22 protein-coding genes and 1 pseudogene are annotated in these 23,269 nt (G+C 35.0%); 18 read left to right on the top strand and 5 right to left on the bottom strand.

The features are described 5' to 3' along the window. Positions 1–101: 101 nt before the first annotated feature. Together MHH45_RS05260 and MHH45_RS05255 are read left to right on the top strand one after the other, a co-directional pair. Positions 102–1,880, top strand: coding sequence for a helix-turn-helix transcriptional regulator (locus tag MHH45_RS05260; RefSeq protein WP_088093897.1), 1,779 nt, complete (start codon positions 102–104; stop codon positions 1,878–1,880). Between the two features lie 144 nt (positions 1,881–2,024). Next, complete coding sequence (locus MHH45_RS05255; protein ID WP_088093898.1) at positions 2,025–2,939, top strand: alpha/beta fold hydrolase; 915 nt, start codon at positions 2,025–2,027, stop codon at positions 2,937–2,939. 50 nt (positions 2,940–2,989) lie between these two features. Here the strand turns inward: MHH45_RS05255 and MHH45_RS05250 are convergent, their stop codons facing one another. Together MHH45_RS05250 and MHH45_RS05245 are read right to left on the bottom strand one after the other, a co-directional pair. Beyond that, entirely contained in the window at positions 2,990–3,511 is a 522-nt protein-coding gene (locus MHH45_RS05250; RefSeq protein WP_229161609.1) for a nucleotidyltransferase family protein, read from the bottom strand. A 214-nt stretch (positions 3,512–3,725) separates the two neighbouring features. Continuing rightward, the gene (locus MHH45_RS05245; RefSeq protein ID WP_088093899.1) at positions 3,726–4,523 is read right to left on the bottom strand and encodes a lipid II flippase Amj family protein; all 798 of its coding nucleotides are present in this window, start codon (positions 4,521–4,523) and stop codon (positions 3,726–3,728) included. Positions 4,524–4,701: 178 nt separating this feature from the next. Here MHH45_RS05245 and MHH45_RS05240 point away from each other — a divergent pair, with 178 nt between their 5' ends. The 8 genes from MHH45_RS05240 (at position 4,702) to MHH45_RS05205 (ending at position 12,336) form a co-directional block, all read left to right on the top strand. Beyond that, positions 4,702–5,343, top strand: a complete 642-nt coding sequence (locus MHH45_RS05240) for a class I SAM-dependent methyltransferase (RefSeq protein WP_016131373.1) — start codon at positions 4,702–4,704, stop codon at positions 5,341–5,343. A 14-nt stretch (positions 5,344–5,357) separates the two neighbouring features. Next, entirely contained in the window at positions 5,358–6,023 is a 666-nt protein-coding gene (locus MHH45_RS05235; RefSeq protein ID WP_016131374.1) for an HAD family hydrolase, read from the top strand. A gap of 233 nt (positions 6,024–6,256) precedes the next feature. Next, positions 6,257–7,696: a GntP family permease gene (locus MHH45_RS05230; protein ID WP_016131375.1), complete on the top strand. Its 1,440-nt coding sequence runs from the start codon at positions 6,257–6,259 to the stop codon at positions 7,694–7,696. 110 nt (positions 7,697–7,806) lie between these two features. Next, entirely contained in the window at positions 7,807–9,021 is a 1,215-nt protein-coding gene (locus MHH45_RS05225; RefSeq protein WP_016131376.1) for an iron-containing alcohol dehydrogenase, read from the top strand. Between the two features lie 44 nt (positions 9,022–9,065). Next, positions 9,066–10,505 carry a GntP family permease gene (locus tag MHH45_RS05220; protein WP_016131377.1) on the top strand — a complete coding sequence of 480 codons (1,440 nt, stop codon included), beginning with the start codon at positions 9,066–9,068 and terminating at the stop codon, positions 10,503–10,505. A gap of 125 nt (positions 10,506–10,630) precedes the next feature. Beyond that, entirely contained in the window at positions 10,631–11,320 is a 690-nt protein-coding gene (locus tag MHH45_RS05215; RefSeq protein WP_016114689.1) for an aspartate/glutamate racemase family protein, read from the top strand. A gap of 105 nt (positions 11,321–11,425) precedes the next feature. Continuing rightward, a complete protein-coding gene (locus MHH45_RS05210) occupies positions 11,426–11,899 on the top strand; it encodes an SAM-dependent methyltransferase (protein ID WP_016131378.1) in 474 nt (157 codons plus the stop codon). Next, entirely contained in the window at positions 11,896–12,336 is a 441-nt protein-coding gene (locus tag MHH45_RS05205) for a GNAT family N-acetyltransferase (RefSeq protein ID WP_016114691.1), read from the top strand. Before MHH45_RS05210 ends, MHH45_RS05205 begins: the two co-directional genes overlap by 4 nt. Positions 12,337–12,525: 189 nt before the next feature. Here the strand turns inward: MHH45_RS05205 and MHH45_RS05200 are convergent, their stop codons facing one another. Beyond that, entirely contained in the window at positions 12,526–13,065 is a 540-nt protein-coding gene (locus MHH45_RS05200; RefSeq protein WP_088093900.1) for an HAD-IIIA family hydrolase, read from the bottom strand. A gap of 26 nt (positions 13,066–13,091) precedes the next feature. Next, on the bottom strand, positions 13,092–13,523 hold the full coding sequence (locus MHH45_RS05195) for a GNAT family N-acetyltransferase (RefSeq protein WP_016131380.1): 432 nt from the start codon (positions 13,521–13,523) through the stop codon (positions 13,092–13,094). A 182-nt stretch (positions 13,524–13,705) separates the two neighbouring features. Between MHH45_RS05195 and MHH45_RS05190 the strand changes: the two genes are divergently transcribed. The 5 genes and pseudogenes from MHH45_RS05190 to MHH45_RS05170 all read left to right on the top strand — a co-directional run bounded on the left by MHH45_RS05190 (position 13,706) and on the right by MHH45_RS05170 (position 17,830). Further along, on the top strand, positions 13,706–14,431 hold the full coding sequence (locus MHH45_RS05190) for an ABC transporter ATP-binding protein (RefSeq protein ID WP_016114694.1): 726 nt from the start codon (positions 13,706–13,708) through the stop codon (positions 14,429–14,431). Next, the gene (locus MHH45_RS05185; RefSeq protein WP_044880807.1) at positions 14,409–15,605 is read left to right on the top strand and encodes an ABC transporter permease; all 1,197 of its coding nucleotides are present in this window, start codon (positions 14,409–14,411) and stop codon (positions 15,603–15,605) included. The genes MHH45_RS05190 and MHH45_RS05185 overlap by 23 nt, the downstream gene beginning before the upstream one ends. 280 nt (positions 15,606–15,885) lie before the next feature. After that, positions 15,886–16,464: a YpjP family protein gene (locus tag MHH45_RS05180; RefSeq protein WP_003207109.1), complete on the top strand. Its 579-nt coding sequence runs from the start codon at positions 15,886–15,888 to the stop codon at positions 16,462–16,464. Positions 16,465–16,596: 132 nt separating this feature from the next. Further along, the gene (locus MHH45_RS05175; RefSeq protein WP_088093901.1) at positions 16,597–17,229 is read left to right on the top strand and encodes an HAD family hydrolase; all 633 of its coding nucleotides are present in this window, start codon (positions 16,597–16,599) and stop codon (positions 17,227–17,229) included. Between the two features lie 230 nt (positions 17,230–17,459). Beyond that, a pseudogene (locus MHH45_RS05170) lies at positions 17,460–17,830 on the top strand (VOC family protein). Between the two features lie 74 nt (positions 17,831–17,904). Here the strand turns inward: MHH45_RS05170 and MHH45_RS05165 are convergent. Further along, positions 17,905–19,362, bottom strand: coding sequence for a serine hydrolase (locus tag MHH45_RS05165; protein WP_016131385.1), 1,458 nt, complete (start codon positions 19,360–19,362; stop codon positions 17,905–17,907). 258 nt (positions 19,363–19,620) lie between these two features. Here MHH45_RS05165 and MHH45_RS05160 point away from each other — a divergent pair, with 258 nt between their 5' ends. The 3 genes from MHH45_RS05160 to MHH45_RS05150 all read left to right on the top strand — a co-directional run bounded on the left by MHH45_RS05160 (position 19,621) and on the right by MHH45_RS05150 (position 23,257). Continuing rightward, positions 19,621–20,577: a thymidylate synthase gene (locus MHH45_RS05160; protein WP_016131386.1), complete on the top strand. Its 957-nt coding sequence runs from the start codon at positions 19,621–19,623 to the stop codon at positions 20,575–20,577. A gap of 20 nt (positions 20,578–20,597) precedes the next feature. Next, on the top strand, positions 20,598–21,086 hold the full coding sequence (locus tag MHH45_RS05155; protein ID WP_003197378.1) for a dihydrofolate reductase: 489 nt from the start codon (positions 20,598–20,600) through the stop codon (positions 21,084–21,086). A 185-nt stretch (positions 21,087–21,271) separates the two neighbouring features. Then, entirely contained in the window at positions 21,272–23,257 is a 1,986-nt protein-coding gene (locus tag MHH45_RS05150) for a penicillin-binding transpeptidase domain-containing protein (protein ID WP_016114700.1), read from the top strand. Positions 23,258–23,269: the final 12 nt, after the last annotated feature.

Below are 23,269 nucleotides of genomic sequence, written 5' to 3'. Positions count from 1 at the left end.
CAGTGACAAAGTGTCATAACCTTGCTATGATGAAAATGAAAATATAGGAAAAACAGGGAATATATATATAATGTTCATTTGGATAGGGGGGCATATGAAAGTTGAACGACATAAAAAATAAGTTACTTTGGCAGGAATGGGGAATAATACTCATTCGGATTACTTGGATTGTTGCAATTGTTACTTTGACATATCAAGATAATCCAAACTTTCCACTTGAGATTGTTTTTATAAGTACATTTTTGTCTTATGTCATACCTGTCATATTATATAAATTACAAAGTGAGTTATATGTAGTAACAGAAATTATTTTAGTGGGGGGACTTTCACTTTATTTTGCATATACGTATCATTTGGCTCAATTTTTATCTCCTGCAATTTTAACGCTTGCATTTTTTTGCCGTGGAAAAGTAAACTTCTATGCATTACCTGCAATGATAATTATCTATGTATTGGGAGTTTTCTTTAATTTTGGGTTTAATCGCAATAAGCTGCTTCTAAGTATATTTGATGTTCTTTTTATATATGGTGTAGGGCATTTACTACAAAGAGCTGTTTATTCTATGGATGCTATTAAGCAAAAATTGAATTTGATTAAAGATAAGAATGCGATTTTAGAACAATACTCGTCCCAAGTAGAAAGAATAACTTTGCTTGAAGAAAGAGATAGGATGGCAAGAGAATTATATGACACGATAGGTTATAAATTTACTTCGGTTATATTGAGTATGGAAACATTACGACCACATCTAACAACGCAAGAGGGAAAAGAAAAGTTACAAGAAATATTAGATATATCACGATCTGCATTAGATAATATTCGAAGACAGGTTCATGAAATGGATCCTCAAGAAGAATCAAATCTAGATGTGTCTTTATTGAACTTAATAGAAGAGTTTAAAAGTACTACAAATGTTCAGGTAGTATTTCGTACAGTTGGAGGATATTATCCAATTGCTAAAAAGTTGAAGAGGATTTTCTGTCGTTGTTTACAAGAGGCAATGACAAACGCAACAAGACATGGGGGAGCAGAAACGATACAAGTACTTTTACAATATCATAAAAATCATGTAATGCTTCAAATACAAGACGATGGTATCGGAATGGAAGTCATACAAGAGGGATTTGGTCTATCGGGAATGAGAGAACGGCTAAGTGAATATCAAGGGAGCTTGAGTATTGATTCTACTAAGAATGCAGGAACAATTATAACCTGTATCATTCCTGGTTTACATAAAGAGGAATCATTTGTGCAAGATGAGATTCGCATATTAATAGTAGATGATCAACCTATCATTTCGGATAGCTTAGAGCTTTTATTGAGGGAATACGGTTTTCGCGTATCTGTTGCGAATAGTGGAGTACAGGCTTTAAAACAATGTGAAGAAAAGCAACCACATGTTGTTCTTATGGATATACAAATGCCTGAGATGAATGGGATTACAACAACGAAGGAAATCAAACATAGATGGCCAGGTACCAAAGTAATCATGGTGACAACTTTTGAAGAAACTTCTAGTGCCTCTGAAGCAATTGAAGCGGGAGTTGAGGGGTATGTTCTTAAATCCGTTCAACCAAAAGAGTTAGTAGCTGCTATTCAGTTAGTGAACTCAGGAGGGACGATGTTGTCCCATGACATAGCGAATCGTTTATTTAAAGAATATAGTCCAATACCGAAAAAGCTTCCTTATGAATTGACTCCCCGTGAAATGGATGTATTAGGTTGTCTCAAAGAAGGGCTTCGCTATAAAGAAATTGCAGCAAAGCTATTCTTATCGGAAGGAACTGTAAGAAATTACGCTTCTTCTATTTATATGAAGCTTCAAGTATCAGGAAGGGGAGAAGCTGTAAAAAAAGCATTGGATGAAGCTTTTTTATAAAAACGTAAAATTAAAATTGAATGTAGTATTTTCAAACGGAGGATAGAAAGATGTATTGTTGTATTACAGATACATAACATGTACGGATTCGTGGTCCTCCTATTTGTATATGGTGTCGAAATATAAAAATAGGAGGAGAAAGAGATGAAACAAGAAAAAGAAGTACCATTACAAGGTAAAATGGTGGAAGTGCGCGGGAAAAAGCTGTATGTGGAGATGCATGGATCACTAGAGAATCATCCTGTATTGTATCTTCATGGAGGTCCTGGTGAGATGTGTTTTGATTTTTCCTATCATCAAGCACATAGATTACAAGATTTTTTTTGTCTCATTGCCATGGATCAACGCGGGGTAGGGCGTTCAGAGGAAATTGGACAGCAAGAGCGGTTTGGACTACGAGATCTTATTGAAGACTGCGAAGAGTTAAGGGAGATGTTAAACACTGAGAAATGGTCTGTTATTGGGCATTCTTTTGGAGGATTTTTAGCATTGTTATATGCAGTAATGTATCCACAATCTATTCGAAAAATCATTTTTGAAGGACCCACTTTTGATTTTTCCTTAACAAGTAGAGCTTTATTAAAAAAGACAGGAGCCCTGTTAAAGAAGTATGGAAAAGAACAGCAGGGGAAAAAATGTATAGCTATTTCAGAGAGTAATGCTAGTTCAGAGGAATTACTAGAAGCATATTTAAGATTGAGTGATGAATTAGAAGAACACAGAATAGAAATCTATAATAACGTTGAGGATGAAACAGATTATAGTTTGTATAGTGAGGAAGAATGGGGAAAGTTTTATGATCGTTCCGATATTCATTTTACAAGACTGAAAGAGGAAGGGAAAATTCATCAATCATTATTATCAAAATTAAAAGATGTGGAGAATCCGATGTTGCTCATCATGGGAAAACACGATGTGGTAACCTGTAAAAAACAAATCGAAACATTTAAAAGAGATGTTCAAAATGGTAAAATTATTGTCTTTGAAGAGAGTGGTCATACACCGCATTATGAAGCAGCGAATCAATTTGCAGAAACGGTAATTGATTTTTTGAAGTAAATTAAGAAAAGGTGCTTCATAAAAATGAGAAGCGCCTTTTTTCTTCATGTTTAAATTTCAGGATGGAAGATTGTAATGTTAGGCCATTTACTTTGCCAGTTCTTTTTTTGTAATCTTTTTTTATACATATTAGTGCGCTCTTTCATTTCGAGGAAATGAGGTGTTGGCTTCACTTGTAACGTGAGAACATCTTCTATTCCGTGAGGGGCGGTTAATACAACATTATCTTGTTTATCTAATGTAACTCCAAGAGCAGTCGCTGTTTCTGGGAATTTAGAAATTGCATCGACTGAAGATGAATAAGGTGGCATGTTATTGACTACATGCATGCGAGCCTGATTTTTCACTGACCATGGAATAGTAGAATCTATACTTTTAAGCTTATTTTCTAATTTTTCTTCGGTGGATACACTTATATGTAATGGGTCAAAATAGATGATATCTATATCTGGCGTTAGAGTTCTTACTTCGTATCCATGAAGAACATCCCAAATCTTAGAACGAACAAATCCAGCACAAATCCACCAATCAGGTAGTTGTAGGGATTTTGCTGTCTGTAATATTTCCATCATTCAAGTATCGTTTTGTATGAGTTTAATAATATCTTGTTCTGTTTTAATATACATACATTTCCCTCCTTATTAAATGTAACTTTTCATTTAAGTAATTTAAGAATTTTTGAATATAGTATATCTTTCTCTTCATCAAGTATTGCTTCTGTTAATCGAGCTGTCATAATGAGTATCATTCACTGATCCCCACCATCAAGGATGATGTAGTGGTCATTTAATGCATGAGTTTAATAATCCATAAAATCCAATATGCGCCAGGTACAAATATGAGCTGAGCTAATAATGTACCGAGAAACCTTGAAATCATAAGCAAACCGAACATTTTCCCCATTGTATCAGCGCCGTTTTCTGATTGAAGCGCACGCTCTGTTAAAAGGGCAATACGCGGATCTAACAGTACAGTCAATAAGATTGTAGCAAATCCATTAATAAGGCCAGAAGCCGTGATTGCTTTCGTTGCAAATTTCGGGCTCAAATAAGAAGCATATAAGGCGGAAAGGACCCCTGCGGTATAAATTGCGGTTGCAAACATATTAATGAGCATAATTCGTTTTGGAATACCGCCAATTCGCATACGGTGGATCATTTCGAATTTTGGAAAACGAACATATTTTTTTGTATACTTCAATTTTTGCACATTGTTTGTTTTCATCATTCGAATGAATGAACCATCTATCTCAAAGTTTTGAATGACATATCCAAATAGCTTCGTTAAAGTCGGATATAAAATAATTGCGAGAAGTGTGCCGATAGAAGCGGATAATAAAACAAGACGCATCGTACTTTCTAAATTAACAGAAGCACCACTCTTCGCCCGATCAATAATCCCACCAAGTAAAAAAGCTTGTAGTAAGTTGGATGTTCGCGAAATGAGTAATACCATCCCAACAACGGATAATGCAACGGCAATTTTCTTTAAACGAACGCCTGCAAGTCGAATACTATAAGAACTCGTTTCGACTGCATGGATGATAATTGTAAAAGCCATTATGAAAATTAATGTTATCGTCATTTTTGATCACCATTTTTCTATGAAATTATATTTATCATACAATTGGATTATATCTATTTTTGGATCGATTTGAAGAGAAACAAATGATGTGTGCAGAAAAACGATAAAATTCCAAAGCGAACGAATATTTTGATAATGATAGAAAGGGTGGAGATTTGTCAATTAGGGGTGATGTGTTATGTATACATATTATAGTAATCGTGCCAAAGAGTATGAAACGGTATATGATAGAGACGATGCAGTGAGACAAGCGGAACAATTCATATTACAACAAAAACTGAAAGAGTTATTTCGTGAGAAGGAAATTCTAGAAGTCGCTTGTGGTACAGGATATTGGACGCAATATGTAGTGGAAGTCGCTGCGTATATTACAGCAATAGATTACTCTGAAGAAGTACTAGATGTAGAAAAAGCAAAGGAACTTCCAAAAGAAAGAGTTTCTTTTCATAAAGGAGACGCATTTGAGTTGGGAAGATTCCAGAAAACATTTCAAGGAGCATATGCAAACTTTTGGTTCTCGCACATTGCAAAAGAAGAAGTCACTAATTTTCTAGAACAATTTCATAAAGTGTTAGAAAAAGGAGCAATGATTTGCTTCGCAGATAATATGTATAATGAAGGAATTGGTGGACAGCTTTTATATAAAGATGGAGATGAAAATACGTATAAAGTTCGTTCACTTGCTAGTGGAGAACATTATGAAATTATAAAGAACTATTATACGAAAGAAGAACTGATAGCTACCTTTGAACTTTTTGCAATAGATTTAGAAGTTCATATGGGTGAATGTTTTTGGTGGATTACATACACAGTAAAGTAAATGGGGGAGAATGGATGTATACAACATTTTTATTTGATTTAGATGGAACATTAACAGATCCGAAAGAAGGAATTGTAAATTCGGTTTTATATGCATTGCGAAAAATGGGAATAGATGAACCGAATCAGAAAGAGCTAGATTCTTTTATTGGTCCACCAATTCAGCATTCGTTTGTAGATAGATACGGAATGGACGAAAAACAAGTAGAGCAAGCTGTTACATATTTTCGTGAATATCTAAAGCGAAGCGGCCTACTTGAGAATAGTGCATATGAGATGATTCCCTATATTTTACAAGAGTTAAAAGATGAAGAGAAACGATTATTTGTTGCAACTTCAAAACCCACTGTATTTGCAAAACAAGTTTTAGAACACTTTAACTTGATTCATTTTTTTGAAGAAATTGTTGGTAGTAATTTAGATGGAACCCGAATAAAGAAAGATGAAATTATTGAATGTATTTTGCATACAAATCCAGAGTTGCAAAGAGAAGAGGTAGTGATGATTGGGGATAGAAAGCATGACATGATAGGAGCTAATTGTAATGGGATTGACTCTATCGGTGTATTGTATGGATATGGGAGTGAAGAAGAATTAAAAGAAGCAGGAGCGACACATATTGTGAAACATGTCGAAGAGTTGCGAAGCTTTTGTGCAAAAGACAGAAGTTTTAAAATATAAAACAAAAAAGCAAATCCCTTTATAACGAGTAATAGTTAAATGTTTTCGTTTAAAGGGATTTTTCATATGTAATAGAATAGTAATAAATATGCTGTTTTAATTATAAAAATTTTGTTAGAAAAGGAGGAGGAATGTCAGTATTTGAATCGTTATAAAAGCGATATTTTGTAGGGATACATAGAAAAAATCCGGATTAAAAAGATTGAATTTTCAATCAAAGGGAGGTGAGAGAATTGGAGCTAGTTATTATTTTATTAGCACTTAGTTTACTTATGTTTGTTGCCTATAGAGGATTTTCTGTTATTTTATTTGCACCGATTTTTGCTCTATTTGCAGTATTTTTAACAGAACCTAGTTTTGTACTGCCTTTCTTTTCGAATATTTTTATGGAGAAAATGGTAGGCTTTATTAAGTTGTATTTTCCAGTTTTCTTACTAGGTGCTATTTTCGGTAAAGTAGTAGAAATGTCTGGAATTGCAGATTCCATTGCTAAGACAATTATTGAAATAGTAGGTGAAAAACGGACCATTTTGGCTATCGTTTTAATGGGTGCTGTTTTAACTTATAGCGGTGTCAGTGTTTATGTTGTTGTGTTTGCAGTATATCCATTTGCTGCAAAGTTGTTTCGTCAAGCGAATATTCCGAAGCGCTTAATACCTGGAACAATCGTTCTTGGAGCTGTCACGTTTACGATGGATGCACTCCCAGGATCACCGCAAATTCAAAATGTAATCCCGACAACATTTTTTAAAACAGATATTTATGCAGCACCTATACTTGGTATTATTGGTGCTATTTTTGTCTTAACGTTAGGATTGATCTATTTAGAGAGTCGACGTAAGAAGGCGAAAGCAGCTGGAGAAGGATATTTTGGTTTTGAAGATGGGAATTCTGAAATGGCAGCATCACTGGAGTTAGAGCAAAAGAATCATACTTCTCTTCAAAGTATTGAGATTTCAAGAGTACAGCAAGTCGTTGCTTTTGTACCACTTATTTTAGTAGGAGTTATGAATAAGTTTTTTACAATAACAATACCAAAATGGTATCCAAATGGTTTTGATTTTTCCTCAATTGGAATGAAATCGTTTGGTAAGGTAGAGTTAAGCGCAGTACTTGGTATTTGGTCGGTAGAATTAGCACTCATCATTGGGATTATAACAACGCTTTTATTATATTGGAAGCGTGTTGTAACAGGATTTCAAGCAGGATTGAATACAAGTATTGGAGGAGCATTGCTTGCAACAATGAATACAGGAGCAGAATTCGGTTTTGGTGGCGTAATTGCAGCACTTCCAGGGTTTGCGATTATGCGAGATAGCATTTCTGCAACATTTACCAATCCACTCGTAAATGGAGCTGTGACAACGAATATTCTTGCTGGTATTACAGGTTCGGCTTCAGGTGGAATGGGAATTGTTTTAAGCGCTATGGGTGATAAATTTATTGCAGCGGCAGAACAATATCATATTCCGCTTGAAGTTATGCACCGTATTGTCTCAATGGCATCGGGGGGAATGGATACACTGCCACATAACGGAGCAATTATTACAATCCTTACTGTTACAGGGTTAACGCATAAACAATCGTATCGTGATATATTTGCTGTGACAATATTGAAAACGGTCGCTGTATTTTTAGTAATTGCCTTTTATACATTTACAGGAATCTACTAATAAATTTATTAGTCTGGGGAAGGAAATAATTAATCGAAGTGGAATATTACATTTGATAATTTATACAATGGAAATTTCACATTATAAAATATTTAGTAGGGAAAGAAGGGGTGGAGTATTTGCAAGAAATCGCTGAATTTCGTATGCCAAAGAACGTTTTGTATGGGAGAAATTCACTTGATAAATTAGGGGAACAAGCAATTAAATTAGGAAAAAAAGCTTTTATTATCAGTGATTCTATTATGAAAAAGCTTGGCTATATCGATGCGTGCGTGAAACTACTAAAAGCGAAAAAAATAGATGTTATTACTTATGAAAATGTAAATGCGGAACCAACAAACATTCATATTTTGGAAGCGTTAACGATTTGTGCAGAGTCGAAATGTGATTTTATCATTGGGCTTGGTGGAGGAAGTTGTATTGATGCGGCAAAAGCTGTAGCAGTGCTTTCTACAAATGGTGGAGAGATTGAAGAGTATGCTCAAAATCATGTGGAAATAGAAAAGCAACCATTACCACTTATTGCAATTCCGACAACATCTGGTACTGGATCGGAAGTGACCAGTGTTGCTGTTATTACAAATACAAAAACAGATGTCAAAATGATGATTAAGCACCCAAATTTCACGCCACAAATCGCGATTATCGATCCCTTATTGACACGTTCTGTTCCACCGAATATTACTGCAGCAACAGGTATTGACGCACTATGTCATGCAATTGAAGCATATCTTTCTAGATTTTCGCAACCGCTTACAGATGTACTAGCACTTGCGGCAATTGGAGCGATTATGAAACACTTGCGGATTGCCTATGGAAATGGGACAAATATAGAAGCACGAGAAGCAATGATGATTGCTTCCTTACAAGCTGGCATTGCTTTTTCAAATGCATCGGTCACTTTAGTTCATGGAATGTCACGTCCAATTGGAGCGCTATTTCATGTACCCCATGGTATATCAAATGCGATGTTACTACCAGCAGTTTTAGATTTTACAAAAATTTGCTCAGTCAAACGCCTTGCAGATGTTGGGCGGATTATAAATCCGGAATTACATTCATTATCTGATGAAGAGCTTGCTAACCATGCTATTTTTGAAATAAAGAAACTCTGTTTGGATCTACGTATTCCTAATCTTAGGGAGTACGGAATTGATCAGGTTGAATTTGAAAATGCTCTTTTAAAAATGGCGAAAGATGCATTGGCCAGTGGGAGTCCGAGTAATAACCCACGCATCCCTTCTTATCATGAGGTGAAAAAATTGTATCGTATATGTTTTGACTATCAATATGAAAATTCTATAAGTACCTCAATAGAATTCTGAATATTATTAAAATATTTCCACGGAAATGAAAAGGGGTGCAGGAGATGGAATTAGTAATTATTTTATTGGCTCTTTGCATGCTGATGTTTGTTGCCTATCGTGGTTTTTCGGTTATATTATTTGCCCCAATTTGCGCGCTATTTGCGGTTTTATTAACAGAACCAAGTCACGTATTACCTTTTTTCTCTAATATTTTTATGGAAAAAATGGTCGGGTTTATTAAATTATATTTTCCAGTATTCTTACTCGGAGCAATTTTCGGTAAGGTAGTAGAAATGTCAGGGATTGCGGAGTCTATTGCAAAAACTATTATTCAGCTAGTTGGTGTCAAACGTTCCATACTAGCAATAGTTCTAATGGGGGCTATATTAACTTATAGTGGCGTTAGTTTGTTTGTAGTTGCTTTTGCGGTATATCCATTTGCAGCTAATTTATTTCGAGAGGCTAATATTCCAAAACGATTAATACCAGGAACAATTGCTCTTGGAGCGATTACGTTTACAATGGATGCGCTTCCGGGGACACCACAAATTCAAAATGTTATTCCAACCACGTTTTTTAAAACAGACATTTATGCAGCTCCATTTCTTGGAATTATTGGGGCAATCTTTGTATTTCTTGTTGGTATGTTGTATTTAGAAAGAAGACGAAAAAAAGCCGAAGAAAGTGGTGAAGGGTATTATGGGTTTGAAAAAGAAAATCCTGAAATGGCCGCAACAACAGAAACAGAACAAAATATAAAGCCAGCTATTCATGCTTCTGAAATTACACCGCTTCGTCAAGTACTTGCTTTTGTACCACTTATTTTAGTAGGGGTAATGAATAAAGTGTTTACAGTATTGATTCCAACATGGTATCCAAAGGGTTTTGATTTTTCATCGATTGGATTAAAGGCGTTTGGTAAAGTAGAACTTTCCGGTGTGCTAGGTGTATGGTCTGTTGAACTAGCACTATTAATCGGAATTATTACAACGATAATTTTAAATTGGAAACGCTTAGTCACAGGATTTCAAGCCGGCTTAAATGCAAGTATTGGTGGTGCATTGCTTGCTGCTATGAATACGGGAGCAGAATATGGTTTTGGAGGGGTTATAGCGGCATTGCCTGGTTTTGGTGTCATTCGAGATAGCATTTCTACAACGTTTACCAATCCGCTTGTTAATGGTGCAGTTACTACAAACGTCCTTGCGGGAATTACTGGATCAGCATCAGGAGGCATGGGTATTGCTTTAAGTGCGATGTCGGAGAAATATATTGCAGCAGCAGAGCAATATAATATCCCATTTGAGGTTATGCATAGAGTTATTTCAATGGCATCAGGAGGAATGGACACATTACCACATAATGGTGCCGTTATCACATTATTGGCAGTAACTGGATTAACGCATAAACAATCATATCGCGATATTTTTGCACTTACGATTATTAAAACATTGGCTGTTTTTGTGGTGATTGGTGTTTATAGCTTAACGGGAATTGTATAATATATTTGTGATAATTGGTAAAACACGACTTTAACATTTAAGTAAAAGTCGTGTTTTATTATGTGAAAAATGTATAATAATAACAGAAAGATAATCTGTTATTCTAAACAAGGAGGATGGAAATTATGAAAATGATTGGTCTTATTGGTGGAATGAGCTGGGAGTCTTCTTCTGAATATTATCGCATTATTAATGAAGAAGTAAAAAAGAGATTAGGAGGATTACATTCAGCGAAATGTCTTTTGTATAGTGTTGACTTTGAAGAGATTGAACAATGCCAATCTGAAGGTAATTGGGAAAAAGCGGGAAGCGTATTAGGAGAAGCTGCATATTCTCTTGAGAAAGCTGGCGCAGACTTCATTGTTATTTGTACGAATACAATGCATAAAGTGATTAGTAATATTCAAGATAAGGTGAGTATCCCTATTTTACATATTGCGGATGCAACAGCTATGGAAATAAAAAAACAAGAGATTCAAACAATTGGTTTGCTTGGAACAACATATACCATGGAACAAGATTTTTACAAATCACGTATAGAGGAGAATGGAATAAAAGTAATTGTTCCAAATGAAACTGATAGGGAAATAGTAAATAGAATCATATATAACGAGTTATGTTTGGGAAAGGTTAATCAAACATCAAGAGATGTCTATAAAGAAATAATAAATCGTTTCGTACAAAATGGGGCAGAAGGAATTATATTAGGGTGTACGGAAATAGGGCTATTAATAAAACAAGAAGATTCTCAAGTTCCAGTATTCGATACGGCTATCATACATGCGGTTGCAGCTGTAAATACAGCTTTAGATTAATGGTGATTATAATTTTATTATGTAAACAAATATTCGGTATTATAGATGGAAAACATTCAGAAAATACTTTATAATGTAAGTGGTTACAAAAAAGGGGGAGTATGGATGCTTTCACTTAGGCCAATTGCTTTTGTACATAATGAAAGAAAAATGATAATGGATGATGAATGGGGAGATGTACAATCTCTTATTACATTAACGGATTCATATGCAGAAGAGAGTATACAAGGAATTGAAGATTTTTCACATATTGAAGTAATCTTTTATTTTCATAAAGTGAAAGATGAACAGATTCAATCTTCGGCTAGACATCCACGAAATAATAAGGAATATCCGAAAATAGGTATTTTTGCACAGCGGGGAAAAAATCGTCCAAATCGATTGGGGGCGACAATTGCAAAAGTTGTAAGGCGAGAAGGGAAATCAATTGTAGTTGAAGGATTAGATGCAATTGACGGTACACCTATATTGGATATAAAGCCTGTTATGAGAGAATTTTTACCGAATGAAGATATTTTACAACCTGAATGGGTAACGGACCTTATGAAGGAGTATTGGAAAGGAAGCGAAGTAAAGTGAAAATATATGAAGCGACAATTGAAGATTTAGATGGAGTAGCATCAGTATTTAATAATTATCGTACCTTTTATAAACAAGAGTCGAATGTGGAAGAAGCAAGAGTATTTTTGCGTAATCGCATAGAGCGAAAAGAATCTGTAATTTTTGTAGCTGTTGAAGATGGGGAGTACCTTGGATTCACACAATTATATCCTTCTTTTTCATCAGTTTCGATGAAAGAACTATGGATTTTAAATGACCTATTTGTACAAGAAGGTAAACGCGGCGCAGGTATTGGAAAAAAATTATTAGAAGCGGCTAGAATTTTCGCACTAGAGAACGGTGCAAAAGGATTAAAATTGCAAACAGAAATAGATAACATATCAGCACAGCGATTATATGCCGAGAATGGATATTTGAGAGATAATCGTTATTTCCATTATGAATTAACTTTCTAAATTCAATATTAATACAGGCGAAAATACAAACCGAACTCTATCATTCAACGTATATTACTATTGTGCCAGTACCTGTGAATACAACGTACAATATTATTTGCGATTGCTTGTAGATTTGTATATGAAAAATAAGAACCCTAACATATTACTTTTGATTAATATGTTAGGGTTTTTTTAATAAGGTGCTTCTTAAATTTGTGTTGTAATTCGTTTCAGAATCCAAATGACAGCATCTTGAAAGTTTTCTGCAATATAACTCGGTTCAATATGAGCCCAGTTATCGCGATATGTATGTAATGCGTCATGCCCGGCACCCGTTTGAACTAATATCGTTGTTGCATGAACATTTGCACCTGCAACGATATCAGTCAAGCGATCACCAATGACGATACATTTTGTTAAATCCAGTTCATGTTTCTTTGCTGCTTGTAGAAGCATACCTGTACTTGGCTTTCGACATTCGCATCCATCTCCATGTCTGTGAGGACAAAGATAGACGTCATCAAAACCAAAGGCTTCTAGTTCTTGGGTAAAATCTTTCACGGTTGCTTTTCCATCAGCAATGCCAGGCTGGTTTGTAAAGGAAAATAATTTTATATTTTGTTCTTTTAATGCACGTAAGGCGTCTTGTGTAAATGGAAATAAGGTAAATTCACCAGGATAATGTACGATAGTATCTCCTCCGATGGTTCCATCACGATCGATAAATATTGCTTGAATGTTTGTCATAATAGTAGTTCCCTTCAACTAGTAAATTAAAAGTATTTTACAAATCGATATCCGTTTATTTCGTATCCTAATTTTTTATAGAATGGATGAGCATCTTTTCTTTGCGTACCACTTACAAGCCATGTTCCAATACAGTTATGCTCTCTAGCTAACTGTTCAGCATACTCCATTAAAATTTGTCCAATTCCTTTTCTTCGTGCTGTGGAGTCAACACTAATAATGGATATTTCCCCGTATCGTGTCACATCTTCTAAGTTCTCACGTATACGAAATCCAAGGAATCCAAATATATGATCATCTTCTTCGTAAACATATAAGGAGTCAAATGGGCTCATTTCAACAAATTGTAAGCGGTTTTGCATGTCTACATAAGAAATATCAGAACCTTTTAATTCTTTTGTTAGTGAACAAAGTGCTTCTATATCGTTCACAGTTGCTTTTCGAATGTGAGATTTCATACTCTCAACTCCATCTGTAAATATAAATTAATAACTCCAAATGTTAAAGATTCTGTTAAAAAGTGTTTTTTCCTGCTAGTAATACGAATATTTAATATATTAGATATATAGAATGATATTTTAAGAAGAAATATGTTATGATTTTCCTGGGGTTTATTGTAAGTGGGAAGAGGGGAAGTAATTTGTTACAGGTCAATATTCGATCAGCGGGTTATGAAGCAGGAGAAAAAACAATCCATGATATAGCATTTTCAATTGAAAAAGGTGAACTAGTTGCTCTTATTGGTGCAAATGGAGCTGGGAAAAGTACGACAATTAAATCAATGCTTGGCTTACTTGCAAATATGGAGGGTGAAATTTCGTTTGGTGAAAAAGAGAATCCGTATGCATATGTGCCAGAACACCCAACGTATTATGATTATTTAACATTATGGGAGCACATTGAATTGTTAATGGCTGCACGTGGGTGTGAAATAGGGAGCTGGGAGGAACGTGCACAGGAGTTATTACATACATTTCGAATGGAAAAGCATAAGCATGAATACTTATCAAAGTTTTCAAAAGGTATGAAACAAAAATCAATGTTGATTTTGGCTTTTTTAACGGAACCAGACTTTTATATTATTGATGAACCGTTTATTGGATTAGATCCAGTAGCAACACGAGAATTTTTAAATTTCTTATATAAAGAAAAAGAGCGGGGAGTAGGGATTTTACTGTGTACTCATGTGCTAGATACAGCGGAAAGAATCTGTGAACGATTTTTACTTATTTCACAAGGAACGTTATTAGCAAACGGTAATCTACAAACAATTCAATCCCTAGCAGAAATGCCAGAGAGTCCATTATTAGATTGTTTTGATGCAATCGTAAGGCGGGAACAACATGATGAAACAACAATTTTATAAAAGGTTGCGTCATGAACTGAAAAGAAAATGGAAATCCATTCGGTCTGTAACTGATTGGACAGTCGCATTATATTTTATCGTTCCAGTACTTGTATTTAGCGGGATTTATTATCGTTCGTTATGGACAAGAGAATTATCTGCAGAAGAACCGGCTTATTTTTTATTGAGCTTGTTTGTATTTTTCTTTGTTACATATTCAAGAGGAATGCGTTCGTTTTTTGAGCAAGCAGATAGCCTGTTTTTAATTCAGCATCCAGTTCACATAAGAAAATTAATGAAATATGGCATGGTATACACATGTATTCGAATAAGTATAACAAATATCATTGTAACGCTCATTATGTTACCTATATTGGTTAAGAGTATGGGAGCTTCTCTTTTACAAGTCGTATTATTTTGGCTGTCCTTTACCGTTTTTCGGTGTATGTTATCACTATTGGTAAGATATATAGATGTGCGTGGAGGGAAGCGCTGGGTATTATGGATTGTAAAGATTATCGTATTTTTTATGAGTTTTATTTGTTTGGGAAGTGGTATGTTTTTAGGTTTTAAACATCCAGTATATGCAATGCTATTTATCATTGTATTGATTGGAATTAGTTTGATATTGATAAAACAAAAAATGAACTATCAACGTTTCTTTTTTAAGGAAGTTGAAAAAGAAAAGGAAGAGGGTATGCGCTGGACAAGGGAAATCATGCACTTTAGTGGTCAAATAACGAAGCCAAGTAATAACTCGAGACCATGGTTGTTTCCACGTTCGAAGCATATACTAGGGAAAAAATCTGATTCGCGTATTATTGAATCATTTTTTAAGGAGTATTTTCGATCAGGTGCTTCTTTAAGTTTTTATATTAAAATTATCTTTATGAGTGCAGCATCGATAAAAGTAACACCATGGTGGATTGCGCTTATTATTATTGTATTTGCCTGTGTTGCAATTGCACGTTATTCAGGGGATCAATGGAATGAATTTGTTAAAAAAATGTTTCTCCAATTATATTGTGATCAGGGGAAGTTATTATTGTTAAAAGGAAGAGCGGGAATGTGCTTGTTTGTTCCGGCTGTTTTGATTTACGGCATAGTTATACTTGGCCAGTTTTATTTATTACCAGCTATTATCGTAGGAATCCTACTATTAATATTAATAGGCTGGATTGTATTCATACCATAGAAAAAAGAGCCAAATGGCTCTTTTTTAGTCTGTAATTGACTGGTAAATAAAATATAAGAGAACAAAAATGCTCACGACGGAGTACATGACATCTAGAGTCATTAAAAATCCTCCTCACTATTGTTGTACTTATATTATATGAAATCTGGCTATTACATATTCAAATGAAAAAAATATGAAAGTTAATAAATTTGTAAAGTGCAAAAATTAGCATCATTTTGTATAATGGAAGAAACAACCGTTATACAAATATAAGTAGTGAAAGGGGAGGGAATAAAAAATGCCAAATTGGTTTAGAAAGACGTTAGTCGCATTAATTACTGTATTTACATTTGGTTTAGTGACGCCTCCTTCTATTTTGCTTGATAATGCAAAAGCGGACAAGCCTACAACAAGGCAACAAAATTTGGAGCAGACGTCCTATACATATGAAGAAAATCGAGAGAGGTTAACCGCAGAGACCTTTGTGACCTATGCAATGCAAGAGGCTGAGAAACAATCTATGCAAAAGTTTGGTTCTAAAATTGGACCTGTCATTGAAGATGAATTTAAAGATATTATTTTACCTAAAATAGAAGAAGCAATTGCAGAGCTTACAACAGATGTACCGGAAGAGTCTTTACAATCATTAGCAATTTCACAGAAACCAGCAGGCGGCAATAACGAAAAGATTTTTCATGTATATGACACGAAAACAGGAAATGATTTACTACGTTTCCATGTAAGGCGGGATCATCCGCCACAAGATGGATATTATTTTAATTTCCACTACCATCGCTTTGATGATGGATATACAGCGCATCATGAGTTAGGAGATATTTATTGGAATACGAATATGCCGCCGAAATGGCTGTCGTGATAAAAAGAACGAGGAGATGTCCTTGTTCTTTTTTGTTTTTTATAAATGTGAAAATTAAAGGTGAAACGGATCTTAACAGCGAATAGAATATGTTTAGATTTGTTCAAAAAAGAGGCTAAGGGAGTATTCATTATGTTGAAATATGTTGTATTTGATTTTGACGGTACATTAGTAGATTCACAAGATATATTTGTTCCTATTTATAATCAACTTGCTGAGAAGCATGGGTATAAAACGGTAAGTGAAGAAGAAATTGAACCTTTAAGAAAATTATCTATTCCTGAAAGGTGTAAACAGCTGCATGTACCACTTTATAAATTGCCTATATTAGCGCTAGAGTTTTATAAACTATACCAGCCAGCTATTAAAGATCTAGTCTTATTTAATGGTATGAAGGAAGTGCTAGATGAATTACATAGAAAGGGTTATGAAATAGCAGTAATATCCTCTAATTCAGAAGAGCATATTAGAGCATTTCTACATAACAATCAAATAAAAAATATTCAAGAAGTTTTTTGTTCAAAAAATTTGTTTGGGAAAGATAAAATTATCAAGAAATTTTTAAAAGAAAAAAAGTTAACAGAAGCTGATATGTTGTATGTTGGTGATGAGCAACGAGATATTGTTGCATGTAAAAAAGTTGGCGTAAATGTCATATGGGTTGGATGGGGATATGATGTGATGGAAACGGTCAAAGAAGATTCTCCAAATTATATGGTAGATACACCAAATGAAATTTTACATATAGTTGAGTCTGTTCAGTGAATGACCCCTCCTTAACACTCTTACGAGTCGTTTGAAGAAGGGGCTTCCTGTTTCATAGAGTGTTGCTGCTTGAGAATTCAAGCAGTCTTACATACTCTCCACAGGCGTCGTTTATACTGTTTGGACACAACCTTGCCCTACAGTTTCAGTCTTCAGTCGTTCTCACAAGTAATTGTTCTAACCCTTTTCTGTTGGAGTACTGTTAAAATGACAGAAAGGAAGAGAAGGGGATGCAGCAGTTTGAACCTGGTATTCATCATATTGAATTTTGGGTAGCAAATTTAGAGGAATCCATATGTTCTCTACCATTGGCTGGAAACAGTTGAATGAGAGTGCATTTAGTACAGGGAAGATTGAAATATATTTCAAGGAAGTAGATGAAAAGATTGTAAGAACGTTAGGGCCGAGGCATATTTGTTATCAGGCTGTTAGTAGAACTGTAGTTGATGAGGTCACTAATTTCTTACAAAATGTACAAGTGGAGATTATTCGTGGGCCGATTGAGATGAATCATTACTCAGATGGATATTATACTGTGGATTTTTATGATCCGAATGGGTTTGTTGTAGAAGTGGCTTATACGCCTAATGTGGAAATGTGAGGAGAGATCTTATTGGGATAAATAATAGAGGAAAGTATAGCTTCCCTCTATTATAAGTTTAGATTGTTGTATTTTTATTTAATCTTCGTAAAAGTAAGAGGCTGTGTACTTAACATAACTGGTACATGTAATTGGATTGTTTGGAATTCCCCTTTTATATCCATCTCATAAGCAAGCAACACATTCATTTCTATTTGGAATAAGTCTAATGTTGCATAAAACATATCATAATGATGGTGATGTAACCGAACTTTTAGTTCTGTGAACTGTAAATATAACTCTTCATTTTGTTTATACACTTCTAGTGTTCCGTAAGCAGGGTGTTCGAATGTTCCAATATAGTCTTCTAATGCATGAGAAGGTACGGTCTCTTTTACTTGTTCTGGAAGTGATTGGTTTACTTCTTTCATCATTTCTTTCAATTGAGCGGTGTCTTCTATAGCACGCTTATGCCAATCAATTGTTTCCAATCCGAGGAGTTCGTCATAGATTTGATTTGCAAGATAACTAGGAAGTAAGGTGCTTCCGGCGTTCGTTAATATGACAAGGCCTATATTTTCTTTCGGAATAAATGAGACAAGTGCAGAAAATCCATCGATACCTCCGCTATGATGAATTACTTTATAGCCACGGTAAGAACTAATAAACCAACCAAGACCATAACTATTTACTGGTGATTCAGGGGGCGATAAAAGTGGCTGATCAGGAATTGTATTGTGCGGCGCATACATTTGTTGTAATAATTCAGAAGATAGTAATTCGTGATCTCCTGTTTTTCCTTGATTAAGATGGAAAAGCACCCAATTTGCCATATCTGCAATTGTTGAATTGATGCATCCAGCAGCTCCTACTGTATCAATATTACGGAATGGTATCTCTTTTATTTCTCCATCTTTCTCAACGTAAGGCAATGCGCAGTCATTCGTATTTTGTGAGTCTGTGACAGAGAAGTTTGTTTGCTCCATTTGAAGTGGTGCTAAAATATGTTCTTTGGCGTATTGCTCCCATGTCTGATTTGTAATGTTTTCTACAATATAGCTAATTGTTGCATACATTAAGTTGTTATATAAGAAAGCTGTGCGAAATGGTGCATCAAGTGATAAATGCTTTATTTTTTCAACGATGTCTTTTCGAGTTAAGGAAGAGTTGTACCAAAGAGCATCATGACGACTAACGCCAGAGCGGTGGGAAGCTAAATCACGTGCTGTAATTTGGGAGCTTGCAAGCATATCTGATAAAGCGAAGGTAGGGATATAAGATTGAACAGGAGTATCCCAATCAAACTTTTTTTGTTGTGCTAATAGGCTTAAAGATAGGGTGCCAAATGCCTTGGTCGCAGATCCAATTGCAAAGCGTGTTTGAGGCGTAACCGGTTTTTTCTGTTTTGAATCACGATAGCCAAATCCTTCTGAAACAATGACTTCTCCATCTTTTATAACTGCAACAGCAGCCCCTGGCACGTTTAAATCTTTCATCATTTTCTCAATCGTTGTTTGTAATGTGCTAACAACAGGGATTTCGATTTTACTCATGCTTCTAACCTCCAAATATTATTTTATACTTCCGCACTATATTTTCTTTGATTAGAAGTTAAATACCTCTCAAAAGGTGAAAAATTAAGAATTTTGTAAGATTCATTAAAATTGATACTCCGTATTAGATTTCTGTTAATACTTATAATATAGAAATGTTTTTTAATAACAGCTTTTATTAATTTTGTTATGCATCAAGGTTTTTTGTATGATAAACTCCATATAGGAAATAGATGCGAAAGAGGGTTTTTCTTACATATGAAACATGCTGAATATGAATACTTAAATCTGTGTCGCCATGTGATGGAGCATGGTACAAAAAAAGAAGATCGTACAGGAACAGGGACTGTATCTGTATTTGGATATCAAATGCGTTTTGATCTTAGCAAGGGATTCCCTTTGTTAACGACAAAGCGTGTGCCATTCCGCTTAGTAGCTAGTGAACTTCTTTGGTTCATGAAAGGCGATACAAATATTCGTTATTTACTACAAAATAACAATAATATTTGGAATGAATGGGCGTTTAAAAGCTGGGTAGAAAGCGATGCGTATGAAGGGCCAGATATGACGGACTTTGGACTTCGCTCTCAGCAGGATGAAGAGTTTAAGAAACAATATGATGAGCAAATGGATTTGTTTAAAAAGAATGTACTGGAAGATGATGATTTTGCAAATCAGTATGGCTATTTAGGAGATGTATATGGAAAACAATGGCGTGCTTGGAAAACGACAGCAGGTGAGACGATTGATCAGTTAAAAGATGTAATCGAAATGATTAAGAAAACACCAGATTCTCGTCGCTTACTTGTTTCTGCTTGGAATCCTGAAGATGTGCCAAGTATGGCACTTCCGCCTTGTCATACGCTATTTCAATTTTACGTAGCAGACGGAAAGCTTTCGTGTCAGTTATATCAACGAAGCGGTGATATTTTCCTTGGCATTCCATTTAATATTGCAAGCTACTCATTGTTAACACATTTAATTGCGCATGAATGTGGTTTAGAAGCAGGAGAGTTCGTTCATACGATTGGAGACGCACATATTTACACAAATCATTTTGAACAAGTGGAAAAGCAGTTAGCGCGTGAACCACGCCCGTTTCCAACGCTAAAATTAAATCCAGATGTAAAGTCTGTTTTTGATTTTGAAATGGATGATTTAACATTAGAAGGTTATGATCCACATCCTACAATTAAAGCGCCTGTCGCAGTGTAAACGCAAAAGGAGATGAAAATATGATTATTTCATTTATGGTCGCAATGGATGAAAATAAAGTCATCGGTAAGGATAATAAATTACCGTGGCATTTACCAAGTGAATTGCAATATGTTAAGAAGACAACAATGGGTCACCCACTTATTATGGGGAGAAAAAACTATGAAGCGATTGGAAGACCACTTCCAGGAAGACGAAATATTATCGTAACGCGCAATATGAATTATCATGTAGAAGGCTGTGAAATTGCGCAGTCAGTAGAAGAAGTATTTGAGTTATGTAAAAATGAAGAAGAAATTTTTATTTTTGGTGGAGCGCAAATTTACGAATTGTTCTTACCATATGTGAACAAGCTTTATATAACAAAGATTCACCATTCATTTGAAGGAGATACATTCTTCCCAGAAATGAATATGAAAGAGTGGAAAGAAGTTTTTGTGGAAAAAGGTGTTACGGATGAAAAGAATCCGTACACATATTATTATCACATATATGAAAAACAAAAATAATCATAAAAAGATTGATGTGTATGTTCACATCAATCTTTTTATTTAGATAATAAGATAAAACTTTATGAATGAACTTTTTTGATGATATAATGGTAGAGGTTGTAAGTTTTAGTAGCTTAGGAAAAATCCATAAAAGACAGATTTATATTTATTATTTCTTTGCTTAACTAAAGGAGGAGAATCGGTTGAAAAAACTATGGGGATTGCTTTTTCTTTGCTTCACACTCATGCTAGTAGGATGTGGTAAAGAAGAAAAGCCAGCACAAGCATTTGATACATATGCAAAAGCGTGGAATAAGCAAAAATTTGCAGATATGTATGATCAATTATCAGAAGATGCAAAAAAATCTATTTCAAAAAAAGATTTTACAGAGAAGTACGAAAAGATTTATGCGGGTATTGAAGTTAAAAATCTAAAGATAGAAACAGGAAAAGTAAAAGAGGATAAAGAAGATAAAGGGCCAGTTCCTTTTAATGTGAGTATGGATACAGTTGGTGGGAAGATTTCCTTTTCGCACGAAGCAAAGCTTGTGAAAGAGAAAGATGGAGATAAAGAATCTTGGAAAATAGACTGGACTCCAGATTTTATTTTTCCAGGCATGACAAAAGACAGTAAAGTACGTATGCAAACGTTTCAAGCGAAGCGTGGGGAGATATATGATCGTAATGGAAAAGGACTTGCAACGAATGGAAGAGCAAATGAAATTGGCATCATTCCAGGTAAACTAGGAGAGGCTGCACCACAGACAAAGGAAACAATTGGAAAGTTACTGAATATGTCTGTAGAAGAGATAGATCAAAAGCTTGCGGCAAAATGGATTAAACCGGATTCATTTGTACCAATTGGGATTTTACAAGAAGGTGCAACGCAAAATGATTATATTTCTTTAGACGGTGTAACGACTCGACAAGTTAATGTTCGTACATATCCATTGGGAGAGGCTGCTGCTCATTTAACAGGATATATGGGGAAAGTGAATGCAGAAGATTTAAAGGATTTACAGAAAAAAGGATATCAGGCAGATGACCCAGTTGGAAAAGCTGGTTTGGAACAAGTATTTGAAGAGAAGCTACGTGGTAAAAAAGGTGGCCGTGTCTTCATGGAGGATGCACAAGGAAAAGAGAAAAAAGAATTAGCTAAAATTGAAGCAAAAGATGGAGAAAATGTTACGTTAACAATTGATAGTACAGTTCAGGAAAAAATCTTTAACGAAATGAAGGGAGAAGCTGGTTCAAGTGCAGCGATAAATCCGCAGACTGGTGAAACAATTGCACTTGTGAGTAGCCCTGCGTACAACCCGAATGTAATAGTAAGAGGTGCATCAAAAGCACAACGTGAAGCATGGAATAATGATCCGAAAAAGCCAATGACAAATCGCTTTACACAAGCATCGGCACCAGGTTCTGTATTTAAAGCAATTACAGGTGCAATTGGTCTTGAAACGAAAACAATTGATCCAAAAGAGGAATTGAAAATTGAAGGATTACAATGGACAAAAGATTCTTCATGGGGGAATTATTATGTAACACGTGTAAAAGATGCAAGTCCAATTGATTTTGATAAAGCCATGAAGTTTTCTGATAACATTTACTTTGCACAACAAGCAATAAAAATTGGGAAAGATAAATTTATGAGTGAAGCAAAGAAATTTGGATTCGATGAAAAGTTACCAATCGAATATCCATTCCCGGTTTCAAAAATTGCAAAAGATGGTATTAAAAATGATATTCAAATGGCTGATACAGGGTATGGACAAGGCCAAGTATTAATGACGCCTCTTCATTTGGCATTAACGTATGCACCGATTGTAAATGAAGGGAATATACCGTCTCCACATCTTATTAAAGATGATAAACAAGTTAAACCTTGGAAAGAAAATGTAATTTCTAAAGGGAACCAAGATATATTAAAAAATGCGTTAACAAAAGTAATTAATGATGAAGATGGTACAGGGAAAATTGCTAAGGTTGACGGTATGACTCTCGCTGGAAAAACGGGAACAGCTGAGTTAAAAGAGTCGAAGGAAGCAGAGGGAAAAGAACTTGGATGGTTCGCTGCTTTTGATGTAAATTCACCGAATATGATTGTTACGATGATGATTGAAGATGTAAAAGGCCGGGGTGGAAGTAACGTACCTGGTGAAAAAGTGAAGCATGTTTTTCAAAAGTAATACTTAAGAAAA

The organism is Bacillus sp. FSL K6-0042, assembly GCF_038006685.1.
GTDB classification, from domain to species: domain Bacteria; phylum Bacillota; class Bacilli; order Bacillales; family Bacillaceae_G; genus Bacillus_A; species Bacillus_A pseudomycoides.
The sequence above is the reverse complement of the archived record's forward strand: the minus strand, read 5'-3'. Positions and strand labels throughout refer to the sequence as shown.

Coding starts and splice junctions, on each gene's coding strand:
- MHH45_RS05215 (WP_016114689.1), top strand. CDS start 10,631: ATGAAAATGATTGGTCTTATTGGTGGAATGAGCTGGGAGTCTTCTTCT.
- MHH45_RS05195 (WP_016131380.1), bottom strand. CDS start 13,523: ATGAAATCTCACATTCGAAAAGCAACTGTGAACGATATAGAAGCACTT.
- MHH45_RS05240 (WP_016131373.1), top strand. CDS start 4,702: ATGTATACATATTATAGTAATCGTGCCAAAGAGTATGAAACGGTATAT.
- MHH45_RS05245 (WP_088093899.1), bottom strand. CDS start 4,523: ATGACGATAACATTAATTTTCATAATGGCTTTTACAATTATCATCCAT.
- MHH45_RS05160 (WP_016131386.1), top strand. CDS start 19,621: ATGAAACATGCTGAATATGAATACTTAAATCTGTGTCGCCATGTGATG.
- MHH45_RS05210 (WP_016131378.1), top strand. CDS start 11,426: ATGCTTTCACTTAGGCCAATTGCTTTTGTACATAATGAAAGAAAAATG.
- MHH45_RS05250 (WP_229161609.1), bottom strand. CDS start 3,511: ATGATGGAAATATTACAGACAGCAAAATCCCTACAACTACCTGATTGG.
- MHH45_RS05255 (WP_088093898.1), top strand. CDS start 2,025: ATGAAACAAGAAAAAGAAGTACCATTACAAGGTAAAATGGTGGAAGTG.
- MHH45_RS05165 (WP_016131385.1), bottom strand. CDS start 19,362: ATGAGTAAAATCGAAATCCCTGTTGTTAGCACATTACAAACAACGATT.
- MHH45_RS05200 (WP_088093900.1), bottom strand. CDS start 13,065: ATGACAAACATTCAAGCAATATTTATCGATCGTGATGGAACCATCGGA.
- MHH45_RS05155 (WP_003197378.1), top strand. CDS start 20,598: ATGATTATTTCATTTATGGTCGCAATGGATGAAAATAAAGTCATCGGT.
- MHH45_RS05185 (WP_044880807.1), top strand. CDS start 14,409: ATGATGAAACAACAATTTTATAAAAGGTTGCGTCATGAACTGAAAAGA.
- MHH45_RS05235 (WP_016131374.1), top strand. CDS start 5,358: ATGTATACAACATTTTTATTTGATTTAGATGGAACATTAACAGATCCG.
- MHH45_RS05175 (WP_088093901.1), top strand. CDS start 16,597: ATGTTGAAATATGTTGTATTTGATTTTGACGGTACATTAGTAGATTCA.
- MHH45_RS05220 (WP_016131377.1), top strand. CDS start 9,066: ATGGAATTAGTAATTATTTTATTGGCTCTTTGCATGCTGATGTTTGTT.
- MHH45_RS05180 (WP_003207109.1), top strand. CDS start 15,886: ATGCCAAATTGGTTTAGAAAGACGTTAGTCGCATTAATTACTGTATTT.